The sequence below is a fragment of the Acinetobacter sp. AS5 genome (assembly GCF_048957595.1).
Classification (GTDB): domain Bacteria; phylum Pseudomonadota; class Gammaproteobacteria; order Pseudomonadales; family Moraxellaceae; genus Acinetobacter.
Map to the genome: position 1 here is coordinate 46,158 of NZ_JARDAL010000008.1, position 15,418 is coordinate 61,575.

At 45.3% G+C, this 15,418-nt stretch carries 14 protein-coding genes; 11 read left to right on the forward strand and 3 right to left on the reverse strand.

Annotated features, from left to right (window positions below; all coding sequences use genetic code 11):
* Positions 1–41 precede the first annotated feature (41 nt).
* The 4 genes from paaK to PV763_RS03750 all read left to right on the forward strand — a co-directional run bounded on the left by paaK (position 42) and on the right by PV763_RS03750 (position 3,867).
* Entirely contained in the window at positions 42–1,334 is a 1,293-nt protein-coding gene (paaK, locus tag PV763_RS03735; protein WP_420937371.1) for a phenylacetate--CoA ligase PaaK, read from the forward strand.
* 63 nt (positions 1,335–1,397) lie between these two features.
* Complete coding sequence (gene paaX / locus PV763_RS03740) at positions 1,398–2,336, forward strand: phenylacetic acid degradation operon negative regulatory protein PaaX (RefSeq protein WP_004279192.1); 939 nt, start codon at positions 1,398–1,400, stop codon at positions 2,334–2,336.
* A 31-nt stretch (positions 2,337–2,367) separates the two neighbouring features.
* Positions 2,368–2,976 (forward strand): DapH/DapD/GlmU-related protein, encoded by a 609-nt coding sequence (locus PV763_RS03745; RefSeq protein ID WP_420937372.1) that lies wholly within the window; start codon positions 2,368–2,370, stop codon positions 2,974–2,976.
* A gap of 129 nt (positions 2,977–3,105) precedes the next feature.
* The gene (locus PV763_RS03750) at positions 3,106–3,867 is read left to right on the forward strand and encodes a class I SAM-dependent methyltransferase (protein ID WP_420937373.1); all 762 of its coding nucleotides are present in this window, start codon (positions 3,106–3,108) and stop codon (positions 3,865–3,867) included.
* 60 nt (positions 3,868–3,927) lie between these two features.
* On the opposite strand, the gene PV763_RS03755 is transcribed toward PV763_RS03750, so the two are convergent.
* Complete coding sequence (locus PV763_RS03755; protein ID WP_420937374.1) at positions 3,928–4,737, reverse strand: cytochrome C assembly family protein; 810 nt, start codon at positions 4,735–4,737, stop codon at positions 3,928–3,930.
* 138 nt (positions 4,738–4,875) lie between these two features.
* Here PV763_RS03755 and ffh point away from each other — a divergent pair, with 138 nt between their 5' ends.
* From ffh to PV763_RS03770, 3 genes are all read left to right on the forward strand, one after another.
* Positions 4,876–6,282 (forward strand): signal recognition particle protein, encoded by a 1,407-nt coding sequence (ffh, locus tag PV763_RS03760; protein ID WP_004279196.1) that lies wholly within the window; start codon positions 4,876–4,878, stop codon positions 6,280–6,282.
* A 150-nt stretch (positions 6,283–6,432) separates the two neighbouring features.
* The gene (locus PV763_RS03765) at positions 6,433–7,005 is read left to right on the forward strand and encodes an RBBP9/YdeN family alpha/beta hydrolase (protein WP_420937375.1); all 573 of its coding nucleotides are present in this window, start codon (positions 6,433–6,435) and stop codon (positions 7,003–7,005) included.
* A gap of 138 nt (positions 7,006–7,143) precedes the next feature.
* Positions 7,144–7,749 carry an RBBP9/YdeN family alpha/beta hydrolase gene (locus tag PV763_RS03770; RefSeq protein ID WP_195725092.1) on the forward strand — a complete coding sequence of 202 codons (606 nt, stop codon included), beginning with the start codon at positions 7,144–7,146 and terminating at the stop codon, positions 7,747–7,749.
* Here the strand turns inward: PV763_RS03770 and PV763_RS03775 are convergent.
* Both PV763_RS03775 and PV763_RS03780 read right to left on the reverse strand, forming a co-directional pair.
* Entirely contained in the window at positions 7,703–8,443 is a 741-nt protein-coding gene (locus PV763_RS03775; RefSeq protein WP_420937376.1) for a type III pantothenate kinase, read from the reverse strand. The genes PV763_RS03770 and PV763_RS03775 overlap by 47 nt on opposite strands.
* A complete protein-coding gene (locus tag PV763_RS03780; RefSeq protein WP_420937377.1) occupies positions 8,440–9,213 on the reverse strand; it encodes a biotin--[acetyl-CoA-carboxylase] ligase in 774 nt (257 codons plus the stop codon). The genes PV763_RS03775 and PV763_RS03780 overlap by 4 nt, the downstream gene beginning before the upstream one ends.
* Positions 9,214–9,240: 27 nt before the next feature.
* On the opposite strand from PV763_RS03780, the gene PV763_RS03785 reads away from it, so the two are divergent.
* The 4 genes from PV763_RS03785 to PV763_RS03800 all read left to right on the forward strand — a co-directional run bounded on the left by PV763_RS03785 (position 9,241) and on the right by PV763_RS03800 (position 15,371).
* The gene (locus PV763_RS03785) at positions 9,241–10,044 is read left to right on the forward strand and encodes a sulfite exporter TauE/SafE family protein (RefSeq protein WP_005247146.1); all 804 of its coding nucleotides are present in this window, start codon (positions 9,241–9,243) and stop codon (positions 10,042–10,044) included.
* 200 nt (positions 10,045–10,244) lie between these two features.
* Complete coding sequence (locus PV763_RS03790; protein ID WP_313564811.1) at positions 10,245–10,940, forward strand: GntR family transcriptional regulator; 696 nt, start codon at positions 10,245–10,247, stop codon at positions 10,938–10,940.
* An 11-nt stretch (positions 10,941–10,951) separates the two neighbouring features.
* Complete coding sequence (gene smc, locus PV763_RS03795) at positions 10,952–14,404, forward strand: chromosome segregation protein SMC (protein ID WP_420937396.1); 3,453 nt, start codon at positions 10,952–10,954, stop codon at positions 14,402–14,404.
* A 1-nt stretch (position 14,405) separates the two neighbouring features.
* Entirely contained in the window at positions 14,406–15,371 is a 966-nt protein-coding gene (locus PV763_RS03800) for a cell division protein ZipA C-terminal FtsZ-binding domain-containing protein (protein WP_420937378.1), read from the forward strand.
* The last annotated feature ends 47 nt before the right edge of the window (positions 15,372–15,418 follow it).

Sequence of the window (15,418 nt, forward strand, 5' to 3'; positions counted from 1 at the left end):
AATTAAATAGTGGTCAGGACGACCGCTTCAGGAGCAAGAATATGAATAACAATGCAATGGAAAAAATTGAAACGGTATCGGTTGATGAGTTACGCAGTGTCCAGCTACAGCGTATGAAAAAGACGTTGCAACATGCTTATCAGAACAGTCCGGTTTATAAAAAGAAATTCGATGATGCTGGCGTGCATCCGGATGATTTCAAATCACTGGAAGATCTGGCCAAATTCCCGTTTACCACCAAACAGGATTTACGCGATAACTATCCATTTGGCATGTTCGCTGTGCCACAGGAACAGATTGTGCGTGTACACGCATCTTCTGGCACCACCGGTCAACCGACCGTAGTTGGTTATACTCAAAATGATATTAATGTCTGGTCAGATGTAGTGGCACGTTCATTACGCGCAGCCGGCTTGAGCAGTAAAGATATCATCCAGGTGTCTTATGGTTATGGTCTGTTTACGGGTGGTTTAGGTGCGCATTATGGCGTTGAACGCTTGGGTGCAACCGTGATCCCAATGTCTGGCGGACAAACCGATAAACAGGCGCAACTGATTCATGACTTTAAACCGACAGCACTGATGGTTACGCCATCTTACTGCCTGAACATTATTGAAGCGCTTGAGAAGAAATTTGGCACAGCCAAAAACTGTTCGATTAAAACCGGTGTATTTGGTGCAGAGCCATGGACCAATGAAATGCGCAAGGAAATCGAAGAGCGTCTGGGCATTGATGCACTGGATATTTATGGTTTATCAGAAGTCATGGGACCCGGTGTCGCGATGGAATGTCTGGAATCCAAAGATGGCCCAACCATTTGGGAAGATCATTTCTATCCTGAAATTATTCATCCTGAAACCGGTGAAGTGCTGCCAGATGGCGAACTGGGTGAACTGGTATTTACCACCATTACTAAAGAAGGCATGCCGGTAATCCGTTACCGTACCCGTGATCTGACCCGTTTATTGCCAGGCACGGCACGCACCATGCGCCGTATGGACAAGATTGTCGGCCGTAGTGATGACATGATGATTATCCGTGGGGTGAATGTCTTCCCATCACAGATTGAAGAGCAGATTTTACAAATCCAGCAACTGATTCCGAACTACCAGATTCAGATTTGCAAACAGGGACATCTGGATACATTGCATATCCGTACCGAAATGCGTAAAGATAGCAGTGACATTATGGCGCACCAGCTGGCAACTCAGCTGAAAAGCCAGATTAAAACTATGGTCGGAATCACCGTAAGTGTCGAAGTGTTGCCTGAAGGCAGTCTGCCACGCTCTGAAGGTAAGGCACAGCGCGTTTTTGATATCCGCAAGTCTGCATGAAGTACTATTGGATGATAGCCAAATGGTCTATCATCCAGTTTCTATAAGGTAAAGTTAAACGCAATGAATCCGAAATTAAAACAAATAATTGATGACTTTATTCAAACTGAAGCACTCAGCGGAACCTCATTAATCATGACCATCTTCGGTGACTGTATTTTTCACCGAGGGGGCATCATCAGTCTGGCCAGTCTGATTCAGCTCATGGATGTCTTCGGGTTTAATGAACGATCAGTACGGACTGCCGTATTCCGTCTGGTCCAAAATGGCTGGCTGATGTCTGAGAAAATTGGTCGCACCAGTTATTATCGCGTAACCGAAAGCAGCCGCCAGCGTTTTATTATGGCAGATCAAAAAATTTATAGTTTTCAGCATACCGAATGGGATCAGAAATGGGATCTGGTGCTACTCAGTTCAGTGGAATTGGAAAATAAACTGGTTCTGAAAAAAGAACTGGAATGGCTGGGCTTTGCCAATATCGCCACCAATGTCATGGCCTATCCGGGCTGTGATCATCAGAAACTGCAAAACCTGCTGCTGAACCTGAAAATGACCGACCAAGTCGTGGTGTTTAAAGCTGAAACTTTGCAGCTCTGGCAGGAATCCTATCCAACTGTAAAACGCATGGTTGCCACCAATTGGCCGGTGCAGGAACTGCATCAGCGTTATGAAAAATTCATTGCGGATTTCCGGGAATTCTTTCATCTGGTGGAACAGGAAGATGAACTGGATCCGGTTCAGGCTTTTCAGTTACGAATTTTGCTGATTCATCAATTCCGCCGGATTTTATTAAAAGATCCGAATCTGCCTTTTGAATTATTGCCGTCTAACTGGCTTTCCCTGAATGCCCGTAATTTAAGCAGTAATTTATATCAAACCGTGGTTGCGGCAGGGGATGAATTCTTTATGGAGATCGCACGAACTTCGGAAGGTTCGATGCCACCAGTACATCCACAATTTTATAAACGTTTTGGCGGTTTGCGACTGGAAGCCGTCAGCTAATCTAATTCTGCATTTTTAAAGGAATAAAATAATGCCGTATTATGCCATTGATGGTGTGATTCCTGTGGTCAGCTCTCGCGCTTATGTGCATCCGCAAGCTGTTCTGATCGGGGATGTGGTGATTGAAGAGGGCGTATATATCGGGCCTTTCGCTACTTTAAGAGCCGACTTTGGTGGGATTCATATCCAGAAAAATGCCAATGTTCAGGATTCCTGCACCATTCATGGCTTTCCCGGTAGTGTCACCCTGGTCGAAGAATATGGCCATATCGGACATGGCGCGATTTTACATGGTTGTATCATTCGCAAAAATGTATTGGTCGGCATGAACAGCGTGATTCTGGATGAAGCCGAAATTGGTGAAAATACCATTATCGGTGCCAATAGCACGGTTAAAGCTAAAGCTCAAATTCTGGAAAATTCACTGGTGCTCGGTAGTCCAGCGCGGGTCATCCGTCCCTTGGACGCCAAAGAAATTGCCTGGAAAAGCAAAGGGACACAGGAATATATTCAGCTGACAGAGCGCTGCTTGTCCTCGATGCAGGAGGTCAGTCCTTTAACAGAAGTCTTCGCAGACCGGCTGAGCTATAAAGCCTTCAAGGCAGAGTATCAGATCAAGCAGAATAGCTTGAATGACTAACTCAGCAAGATGATCTTATTGAATAGATGAATTCTGCATTTTAAAAACAGGAAGTGACTGAAACCAAATTCCAACTGCATTCCCTGACCGGCTATTTAGACTGAAATAAAACTGGTCTGGAAAGCATATATGGAAAATAGGGAATTTAAAGATCATTTCTCCCAGCAATCACAGGATTATGCCTTGTTTCGTCCGCATTATCCGGATGCATTGGGAAAGCTATTGGCAGAGCTGTCACCAAGTACCAAATTGGCTGTAGATGTCGGCTGTGGTTCTGGACAGCTTTCAGAAGTTTTGGCGAATTATTTTGATCAGGTGATTGCTATTGATGCGAGTAGTGAACAGATTGCCCAGGCCAAACCGCATCCAAAAATTCAGTATGGTCAGGCATTCGCTGAAGAGATCCCGTGTGCTGACCAGAGTATTGATCTGATTTCAGTGGCTCAAGCAGCGCATTGGCTCGATCTGGAAAAATTCTACGCAGAAGTTCGACGCATCGCGAAACCTAAAGCCATTCTGGCTTTAATTAGCTATGGCGTGTTCAGTGTGGATGAGCCACATCTGAATCATTATTTTAAGCATTTTTATGAAGTCACGCTTGCACCGTACTGGCCGCCTGAACGTCGCCATGTAGATGAAGGATATAAAAATCTACCATTTCCATTTCAGGAAATTGTGATTCAGCCACCGGTATTAGAGGTTGAATGGAACTTTTATCAGTTAATTGGTTATATGAGTACTTGGTCAGCTGTGAAAGCTGCCACTAACGCACTTGGACATAATCCACTGAACGTACTGGCAGATGCCTTATTGCCAGAATGGGAAGATCCAGAATTGCCTAGAGTGATTCGCTGGCCATTGTCGGTGCGGGTGGGGCGTATCACCGTTTAAAGAATATTCAAGCTAAAGCCTGTTTATTGAACAATGAATTGAATATTTCAAGGCTCAGAATTATCGCCCTAGAATCATTTCCAGCACAAATTTAGACCCAATGAAACCCAGTGCCAGCAAGCCAAAACCGATCAGGGTAAAGCGCACGGCTTTCTGGCCACGCCAGCCAAACTTCCAGTGTCCGATTAATAGTGAACCATAAACCAGCCAGGAAATAATACTGAACGCAGTTTTATGTGCCAGATGCTGAGCAAAGAAATTGTCGATGGTAAAGAAGCCAAAGCCCAAAGCGAGGGTAAGTAAAACAAAACCGGTCATCAGCATATCAAATAGCAGTGATTCCATGTCCTGATAAGAGGGTAGCAAACTGACCCAAACCCGGCGTTTGTGCTTCTTTTTCAGCTCACGATCCTGAAAACGTAAAATTACGGCCTGAATGGTTGCCATGAGCAATACTGCATAAGCAGACAAAGACAAAATAATATGAATGTCCAAGCCTAGAGAGTTCTGAATAATAATTTTAGCTGGCTGGGTAAAGACAAAACCGAGGATCAAACCTGTGGCAGCCACTGGAATCCCGATCAGGTTCAGGGCAATAATCGGACGATAAGTACTGTAAATAATACTGAGCAGCAGCATCAAACCCGAGGTAAAAGAAAACAGGGAAAAGACATCATAATTAATGCCTAGCGGAGTATGCATATCACCATATAACACCAGTCCATGCAGGCTCAGTCCAAGCAGTGCAGTTAGCGAAACAAACCATTGATTGGGGGTACGTTTAGACATTAAATGAATGAACAGATACCAGAAGGAAGCGGTATAAGCGACTAATGCTAAGATCGTATAAACCAAGGGGAGGCTAACCATGTCAAACCTTTTTAAGGGTGATGAATATTCATTTATATAAATTCGCTGCGAACTACAGTATCCTATAGCATTCTATGCATAAATTTTCTATTTTAAGAAACAATTTTTTGCTCATGGCTATTTTAAGCGGATTTTGCAATGTTTGATACCTTAACAGAACGACTCACGCAGAGTTTAAGAAATGTTACTGGCTCAGGGCAGCTAACCGAAGACAATATTAAAGATACGTTACGTGAAGTGCGTATGGCGCTTCTTGAGGCCGATGTTGCGTTACCTGTAACTCGTGAATTCATCGCGAAAGTTAAGGAAGAAGCATTAGGCCAGGAAGTGATGACTCAGTTATCTCCTGGGCAGGCTTTTGTCAAAATCGTTCATGACGAATTGACCAAAATGATGGGCGAGGCCAATGAAAGCCTCGACCTCGCTGCAAAACCACCTGTGGTTGTCCTGCTTGCAGGCTTGCAGGGTGCAGGTAAAACAACAACTGCAGCGAAACTTGCACGCTTCTTACAAGAACGTCAAAAGAAAAAAGTAGCGATGGTCTCTGCCGACGTATATCGTCCGGCTGCGATCAAACAACTACAGACTGTCGCGGGTGAAGTCGGTGCGATTTTCCTGGAATCCAGCGCAGACGAAAAACCAATTACGATTGTCAATCGTGCGATTGAACAGGCAAAAATCCAGTTTGCCGATGTGCTGATTGTCGATACGGCAGGCCGTTTGCATATCGATGATGACATGATGGGTGAAATCAAAGAGCTGCATGCTGCGATAAACCCGACTGAAACCCTGTTCGTGGTCGATGCCATGACCGGTCAGGATGCGGCAAACACCGCGAAAGCATTCAACGATGCCTTGCCTTTAACTGGTGTGATCCTGACCAAAACTGATGGTGATGCGCGCGGTGGTGCAGCGCTTTCAGTACGCGCGATTACCGGCAAGCCAATCAAATTCTTGGGTATGGGTGAGAAACTCGATGCCTTGGAGCCATTCCATCCTGAGCGTGTTGCACAGCGTATTCTCGGTATGGGTGATGTACTTTCTTTGGTCGAAGAACTTGAACGCAAGGTCGACAAAGAAAAAGCCGAAAAAATGGCGAAAAAACTGCAAAAAGGCGGCAGCTTCAACTTTGAAGACATGCTGATGCAGTTTGAGCAGATGAACAAGATGGGCGGCATGATGGGCTTCCTGGACAAACTTCCTGGCATGAGCAATGCCGGTCTGCAAGATGCGTTGGCGCAAGCCAATCCTGAAAAGCAGGTCAAGAAAATGGAAGCGATTATCCAGTCGATGACTATCAAAGAGCGCCGTAATCCAGACCTGATGAACCCAAGCCGTAAAAAACGTATCGCAGCAGGTTGCGGTATGGAAGTGGCAGAAGTCAACAAGCTGATCAAGCAACATGCCCAAATGGCCAAGATGATGAAAAAATTTGCCAATCCATCGGGTATGGCAAAAATGATGAAATCACTCGGCGGCTTGCAGAAACAGTTTGGCGGCGGCGGTGGCATGGGTCCATTGTTCGGCGGCAACGATAAGAAATAAGTTTGGTTTTAAAAAAGGCGCTTTAAGCGCCTTTTTTTATTGCGAATAAATCGTCAAACCGGTTTAAACAAAACAACATTTACTTACCCAAAATAAAAATCTAATCAGGCAGACTCGGGAATATCAGCACAAAATAAAGAGAAATTTCAAATGACCCAAGTGATTGTCGTACATGGTTATACTGCAAGCCCGGAAGAAAACTGGTACCCATGGATTCAGGAAAAAGCCCAACAAGAAAATGTCAGTTTAAAAGTACTCCGGCTCGATCCATCAACTACACCGACACTGGACATCTGGGATCAGCAAATGCGTGAACAGATTGATGCAATTGATGAGGACAGTATTTTTATTGCACATAGCTTGGGAACTGTGGCCGCATTGCATTACTTATCCAGAGAATTAAAACAGCAGAAAATTCAGCAACTGGTACTGATCGCGGGATTTAATGGTCGATTGGGTCGCCTGGATGAAGTAAATCCTTTTATTGATGCTGCTGAGATCGATTTTGATTTACTCAAACAGCAGATTGCAGAGCGTGTAGTGATCTATTCTGAAGGCGATGATCGGGTTGCGCCTGAATTTAGTCTGGAACAGGCGGACAGTCTGGATGCCATTGTGGTGAATGCCAAGCACCATGGGCATTTTATTGATTCTCAAGGTTGTACTGATCTGCCGGAACTCTGGAAAGTGATCAAGCCTTATCTGATTAAATCCGAAGTTTAAGCATGTTGTTGTATTCGCTAAATTTTAAAGTTTAACATGAGATGGTGTTCAAAAAGGCACTTGAATTCCATCTCCAGACTGGTTAAAACTAATTTTTTGTCGACGCAATTTGCGTTCAATGATAATAAGTAAATCACTATGAAAAATATAATAAAGAAAGTCTATATCGTGCCGGATTATCAGGCGACCTCCAATGATCACTGGTACCCTTGGCTTAGTCGCCAGCTTAAAAATACCGGTTTTGAGTCCAAGCGGATTATGCTGGCCAACCCTTTTCAGCCTGATTTAGAAGAGTGGCAGCAGAATCTGAAACTGCATATTCCGCACATGGATGAACATACCTTTTTAGTTGCACATGGCCTGAGTTGCGTCAGTGTTTTAAACTTTTTACAGGAACATTATATTCAGCAGCAACGCAAGATCGGTGGCATCATTCTGGTCTCAGCCTTTGATACACCCTTGGTTGCATGGTCAGAACTGAATAAAATACTGCAGGCTGTGCGACTTGATCTGAAAAACTTGCCGTATAGCTATAAACGTGCGGTGATGCTGATCTCCAGTAATGATCCTTATGTGCCTGCACCGATTTCCTTGCGTTTAGCACATAGCCTGAATGCACAAATTTTTGAGATCAAAAAAGCTGGACATTTTAACAAGGCTGATGGTTTTGCCGAATTCCCCCAATTGCTGGACATTATCAAACAGTGTCTGGCAAATGAGCTGCAAAATGCTGCAGGCCTTTAAGCAAGAGATCAGGTTCAATTCGGGGCTGATACTGAGCGAGATGTTGTGCAAACAGCGGTGCATCTCCACCGGTTAAAACCAGCTGTGCTGGAAAATCATGTAGTACTTTTTCAATGGTGCTGAGCAGACCCAGCAGAATGCCATGATGAACAGCGTCGATGGTATTGCGTCCGGGATTGAGTTCAGAAAAAGCGGCATCCGGAATTTTAATGCCTTTGGTATTCTGAATTAGGGAGTCACGTTGCAAGTACAGATTTGGCAGAATAAACCCCCCCAAATGTTGTTGTCCTTTCGCCAGATCAATAGTCAGCGCCGTACCACAACTAATCACACAATAATTTTCATGCGCTTGAGTCGCCACTGCAAGTACCTGTAACCAGCGGTCAATACCCAGTTGCGAAGGTTCATCATAGCCACAGATCAGACCGGCATATTCTGCCTGTACCTGAGCAAAAATCACTGGAATATGCAGGCTTTCTAAAATGCTGAGAATGCGCTCATTATTGATTTTATCCTGGACCGAGGATAGACCTACCTGATGCAAGCCCAGCGCTCTGAAATGCTGGATCAGGCCAAGTAACAAATCAGCAGGGGACTGTAAATGTAATTCCGCTGCTTGTTCAATAATCTGATCATGCTCGGTAATCCAGTATTTCAGCCGGGTATTGCCAATATCCAACCATAATTTTTTCATTGCTGTATGCCTGTTCGTCCAACGTGTTGAAGGCGGAGCTGTCCCTGATAAAAGGTCTGGATTCCCTGATCGGTCAAAATCTTGACTGCACCATCATCCTGAATCCCCAGAAAAGTACCGGAATATTGCCCTTGCACGTCAGTAAATTCAACTGCTTGTTGCATAAATGCAGCCGATCGATTGAAACGTGCCGCCAGGTTTTGACTGCTATAATTAAACCATTGCCCGGCTTGCTGAATCGCCAGATATAACTGGGCAATCAGCTCGACTCTTGAGGTGCAGGATAATCCCAGCTCGCTCAAGGAGCTAACCTGCTGATCTGGAAGGTCAGTGGGCAGAGGGTCGATATTTAAACCGACACCGACCACCACCTGTGTGGTTGAAATCGGCTCGACCAGAATACCGCCCCATTTTCCTTGCAGGCTATACAGGTCATTCGGCCATTTCACCTGTAATTCCAGGCCTTTTAGACTCGGCATTTGCAGGATATTTAACGCAATTTCCAGCGCCAGACGACCATCAATGGGTTTTTGTGTATGCAGCAATGTGCTTAAATAGATGTTCCCTTCAGGTGATATCCACTGACGTTGACGCTGTCCACGGCCTTGGGTCTGCACATGACTGCACACCAGAACCTGCTGCACCCCCTTCGTTGCCAATTCGCGTACATCATCATTGGTCGATGTAGTAATCGGTTTGATGAGTAATACTTCCGGGAGTTGGCCTGCATCGCTTAATCGTTGTTGCAGTTCACGAGTTTCTACATCCATTTGAATCTAAACGTGGTAAATATCGTTATGGAGTTAATCATATATTTATTGATTGGTGCAATTGCCGGATTCACCGCAGGCCTGTTTGGGGTCGGCGGTGGTTTGATTATTGTGCCCATCCTCTACATTGTTTTTACCCAGCTCCAGTACGATCCCAGCGTGATTATGCATATGGCGGTGGGCACTTCCTTGGCAACAATTATTGTGACTTCTATCAGCTCGGTCATGGCGCATCATCAACGAGGGGCAGTGCTATGGCCCGTATTTCGTAATCTGGCGCCAGGTCTGATCATTGGCTCTTTCTTGGGTGCGGGGATTGCCGACTATTTATCTGGTCAAGGTTTGCAGTTACTGATCGGTTTCTTTGCGGTCTGGGTGGCTTTTAGAATGTTTAGAGGAGCGCATATTCAGATTGATCCGAATCAAAAATTGCCTTCAACCCCGGTACAAATTGCTGCGGGTGGCGGGATCGGTGTGGCATCGGCCATCTTTGGGATTGGTGGGGGAAGTCTGACCGTTCCGTTTCTGAATCGCTGCGGGATCGTAATGCAAAAAGCAGTGGCGACCTCTGCGGCTTGCGGTTTACCGATTGCAGTTGCAGGTGCGTTGGGGTTTATCTGGTTCGGTAAACAGGCGCAGGTCACCGTACCAAATACCATTGGTTATATTCATATTTATGCCTTTATTGGTATCAGCATGATGAGTTTTTTCACTGCCAAGCTGGGGGCAAAAGTGGCACATCTGCTTTCACCGGCAGTATTAAAAAAATGTTTTGCTGCTTTACTGACCACCGTCGGCCTGTATTTTATTTATCAGGGTTTTATGGCCTGATTTAAACCTTTTAGTTTGAACTGATGTACCGTATTAGGAGAATAGATGACTATTCTCCTTTTTTATGAACTTAGGTTGGCTGTATAGACATAAGATTGTCTGACAATGTCAAAGTATTTATGGATAAAAACCCGTTTAATAGCAACATAGTCCAAATAAAGGGCTAAACCAGTATCCATAAAAATAAAGACAGGAACGGTATGCCATTAGAACAAGCGCACAGTTTGTCTGAGCAGATTGCCAAGCACATTAGCGAACAGATTATTCGCGGTGAACTGGTCGAAGGCGAACGTATACAGGAGCTCAGGATTGCCTCGGAGCTCGATGTCAGTCGGGGTTCGGTTCGTGAAGCCCTGCTTTTGCTGGAACGCACCCAGCTGATTGAAATCTTTCCGCGCCGTGGGGCGATTGTATCGGAAATGTCGGCCTTGCAGGTGCGTGCCTTATTTGATATGACCTCGTTATTGCTCGGGCAGATGGTGCATCGCATGGCGGAAACCTGGCGGGTGCATGAAGCTGAGCGTATTCAGCTATTATTAGAGCAATTGGAAGCAGAAACCCGCCAAGGACACACTGAAAAGTTTTATGATCTGATCTTTCAGGGCATGGCCCAGCAGCATGAGATGGTCGGGAATCCTTATCTGATGCGCTACTATCAGGAACTGCTGCCTTCTTTACGTCGGAGCTATTTTTTGACCCTGAATATTTCCAGACGCGAGTTACAGGAATCTTTTGCCTTATTTAAACTGGTCACTGAAGCAATTTTGATACGAAAAAGCCATCAGGCCACTTTATTTATGGAAGATTTTTGTCGACACTTGCGCAACCTTGTGTTGGAATCTCTGACACGGATGAAACAAATTGAACTCGCGTGGGCCAGACGCTCACGACGTTAAATCAGGACATTATGCGTTTAAGCAGTTTAAAACTTTCAGGCTTTAAATCTTTTGCCGACAGTACCACTTTAAATTTTAAAGATAATCGTACTGCGGTCGTGGGACCGAATGGTTGTGGTAAATCCAACGTCATTGATGCCATACGCTGGGTCATGGGCGAGTCCAGTGCGCGTCAGTTGCGTGGTGGCAGCATGCAGGATGTCATCTTCACCGGAACTGCCAAGCGTAAACCGGTGGGCATGGCCAGTGTAGAACTGCGCTTTGACAATACCTATGGCAAGCTGGGCGGTGCTTATAATGCCTATAATGAACTGGCAGTACGCCGTCAGGTCAACCGCGATGGCAAGTCTGAATATTTTCTGAATGGCAGCAAATGCCGTCGTCGTGATATTACCGATATTTTCCTTGGTACCGGTCTTGGGCCACGTTCTTATGCGATTATTGAACAGGGCATGATTAACCGCCTGGTCGATGCCAAGCCAGATGAAATGCGGGTCTATATTGAGGAAGCGGCCGGGGTATCGCGTTATCAGGCGCGTCGCCGTGAAACCATGCTGCATCTGGATCACACCACACAAAACCTGTCGCGTCTGGAAGATATCGCCTCCGAACTGAAATCTCAGCTAAAAACCCTGAAACGTCAGTCGGAAAGTGCGATTCAATATAAAGAACTGGAAGGGCAGATACGTACGATTAAGATCGAAATTCTGTCTTTTCAATGTGAGCAGAGCCAGCGCTTACAAGAAGAATATACCCTTGAGATGAATATGCTCGGGGAAAATTTTAAGCTGGTGCGCTCTGAACTGACTACCGTTGAACATGATTTGGGCAGTACCAGTGAACTGTTTCAGCGTCTAATTCAGCAATCCACCCCTTTGCAAAGCGAATGGCAACAGGCTGAGAAAAAACTGGCTGAACTGGAAATGACCCTGCAACAAAAGCAGTCTTTGCTGGAGCAGAATTCCACCAGTCTGGTCAAACTGGAACAGCAAAAAGCCCAGACTAAAGAGCGTTTGCAGTTGATTGAACTGCAACTCGAAACCTTGCAGCAGCAATTTGAAGATCAACAGGCACAATTGCAACAGCAAGATGGCCAGACTCAGACGCATAGTCAGAATCTGAGTGAGCTCAAATCCCAGCAGAGTTCAGTAGCAGCGCAATTCGCACAGATTAAAACTCAGGTCGAACAGCAGCAACAGCATAAATTACAAATGCTGGCTCAAAGCGAGCAACTGGCAAAGAATATTGAACGGATTGAACAGCAGAAACAGACGCTCCAACAGCAAAATGCACAGATCCAGCAACAGGCGCAGCAAGATGAGCTGGTGCAGTATCAGGCAGACAAAGCCCAGGCTGAACAGCAAATCGTTGGCTATGAAATTCAATTAACAGATTTAAGAACTCAATTCGAGCAGATTCAGGAAGAGCAGGCGAGTCGTCAACAACAGCTGATGCAGCTCAAATCTGAAATTCAGGTCCTGCATTCAGAAAAGAAAAACCTGAGCCAATTACTGACCAAAGCCAACCCAAATGCCAAGAGTGATGCGGTCCAGTTGATGCATGTGCTTAAGCTCAATGATGCAGGCAAAGGACATGCCAGCCTGATCGAAAAGTTTCTGGCCAAGTGGCTGTCTGCCCAGATTCTGGCAGAGGGCGAGCACTTCCTTGAAGATCGTGCACGTCAGTTAAAACAACAGGCTGTTCAGAATAAAATTCAGATTGCCAATACGATGTGTCTGGCCGACTGGATTGAATCTCCGCATTATTCACTGTGGCAACAAGTCGCGGTCGTAGATACATTAGCACAAGCATTACCGCTTCAAACTGACCTATTACAAGGCCAGTCAATCCTAAGTCTGGATGGCTATCATGTTGGGTCAGACTGGGTCATTGCGCTGGACTATGATGAAGCCAGTCAGGCCGGACAAGGCGCATTGAGTCATCGAATCCGTCTGGATGAAATCGAGCAGCAGCTTGCGGAACTTGAACCCAAGCTTATGCAGCTGGAGCAGCAGTTACCTGAATTCGCCGATCAGGTTAAAGCTTTGCAAAATCAGATTCAGAGTATCAGCGAGCAGCACAAGCATACCCAAAAGCAGCTGCAGCAACTCGATGTCAATATTGCTAAAGTACAAAGTAGTGCGCAGGCTTTTGCATTGCAAAAGCAGCAATTACAGCATCAGTTACAACAACTGGATGAGCAGCTTGAAGAAGATGCCATGCAGAAAGATGATCTGGAAATTGATCTGCATGCCTTGAATATCAAACTGGAACAGGCGCTACCAAATTATAAAACCCTGCAATTCCAGCTGGAAGAATTGAGTACTCAGCTGGATGACTCACAGCAGCTCAGTCAGCAAGCGCAGCAGGAATTAGAAGTGCTGCGTAGGCAAAATGTGCAAAGCCAGCAGCAAATTGAATTGCTGGAAAAAGATCAGGTATTCCTAAAAGAACAGTCTCAACAAATTACTGCACAAATCGAGCAGGCCAAGAAATTTGTTGATCCGGTACAGCTGGAATTACCTGCTTTACAGAGCCAGTTTAATGAACAGGCGCAGATCACTGAAAAGCTGCAAAAGACCTGGGCCGACTGGCAGATTGAATTAAATCAGGTGCAGAGCAAACAGCAGCAGCTGACCGAACAGCGTCACAGCTTCCAGCAGCAGGATGAAAAACTCCGCAGTACACTGGAAGAAAAACGTCTGGCCTGGCAGGCAGCCAAATCTGATTTGCAGCATTATTCTGAACAGCTGAAAGAATTGAATAGTGAAGTAATTTCCGGACTGAATATTGACCTTAAAGTACATCAAACCAAACTGGAAAAAGCTCAGGCCCAGTTTGATAAACTCGGTGCAGTCAATCTGGCGGCTTCTGAAGAATATGAAGAAGTATCAAAACGTTATGAGGAACTGAGTCACCAGATGCAGGATCTGGAAAATACGGTTGAACAGCTACAGGCTGCGATGAAAAGTATTGACCAGGAAACCCGTAAACTGTTTATGCACACGTTTGATCAGGTCAATGCTGAACTGCAAAACCTGTTCCCGAAAGTGTTTGAAGGCGGTGAGGCGAGTTTAAGCCTTGAAGATGGCTGGCAATCGGGGGTAAAACTCATGGCCCGACCACCGGGTAAACGAAACAGCTCATTGGCCTTACTCTCGGGTGGAGAAAAGGCTTTAACTGCATTAGCATTGGTATTCGCGATTTTTCGCTTAAATCCGGCACCATTTTGCGTACTGGATGAAGTCGATGCACCGCTGGATGATGCCAATGTGGGACGCTTTTGTAATTTAGTCAAAGAGCTTTCTGAACAAGTGCAATTTATTTATATTACCCATAACAAACTTGCAATGATGATGGCGACTGATCTTTTAGGTGTAACCATGCCTGAACCGGGAACATCAAAATTAGTGACAGTTAATTTGGAACAGGCAAAAGAATACGGCCTAGCTGCGGAGGTATAATATGGAAATCACCACCATTATCGGGATTGTTATCGCAATTGTGATTATGCTGTTTGGTATAAGAATGCTGTTCAAAAAACCTGTAGAGGCTGTGCCTTCACTGGATGCCAACCTGCATATCGACCCGGATAGCCAGACACCGATCATTCCAAGGCATGTACGTTCTCAGTTGGCACAACAGGATGTCGAATCTGATCGTATCGAGCCAAGCCTGAGTATAGATGAGCCGGCTCCTGAAAAGCCTTCAGTATTTCAAAAGGCTGAATCAACTCCGGTTGAGCCGGCAGCGGTCGAAACTCTTGCAGTTGTCCCGTCAACAGAAGCTGAAGGAGTGGCAAAGTCGGTAGTCACGGCAGCAGATATTCCGCAAGTAAAAGCAGAGCAGGAGAATAGCCAGACTGAAACCAAGGAAGAAACGCCTGAATTCAGCCTGAACAGTAACATCGAAAAAGCAGAAATTTCTGAATTTAATGATGAAAGCAGTATTCTGGATGCACATCTGCATGAGCAAAAAATAGTGGATGAAGAAAGTGCTTTGTCCAATGCTGAAACCATTATTTCTTTGCATATCTATCCGCAAGGCCGTGTACTTTCGGGTGATAAAACCTTGAAGGTTTTATTGAAATATGGCCTGCGTTATGGTGAGTTGGCCTGTTTCCACCGTTATAGTGAAGACGGTTCAAAACTGCTGTTCTCAGTACTGCAAATGACTGATACTGGGATGGAAGGCTTTGATTTGGAAACCCTGTCGACTCAGGAAGTGAAAGGTCTGGCATTCTTCCTGGCTTTACCGCATAGCGATGTACAAAATGCGTTTGATACCATGGACAGTATTTCACGTTTGATTGCCCGTGAAGTCGATGGTCTGGTCTATGACCAGAACCAGCAGGAATTTACTCCACAATTACGTGAATTCTGGCGCCATCAGGCCATTGATTATCGTGCTGGACAAGGAACGGAAGTTTAAGGCTGCTTTGTTCAATCTCCAAGTTGAATCTGTAGACTGCAATTTTT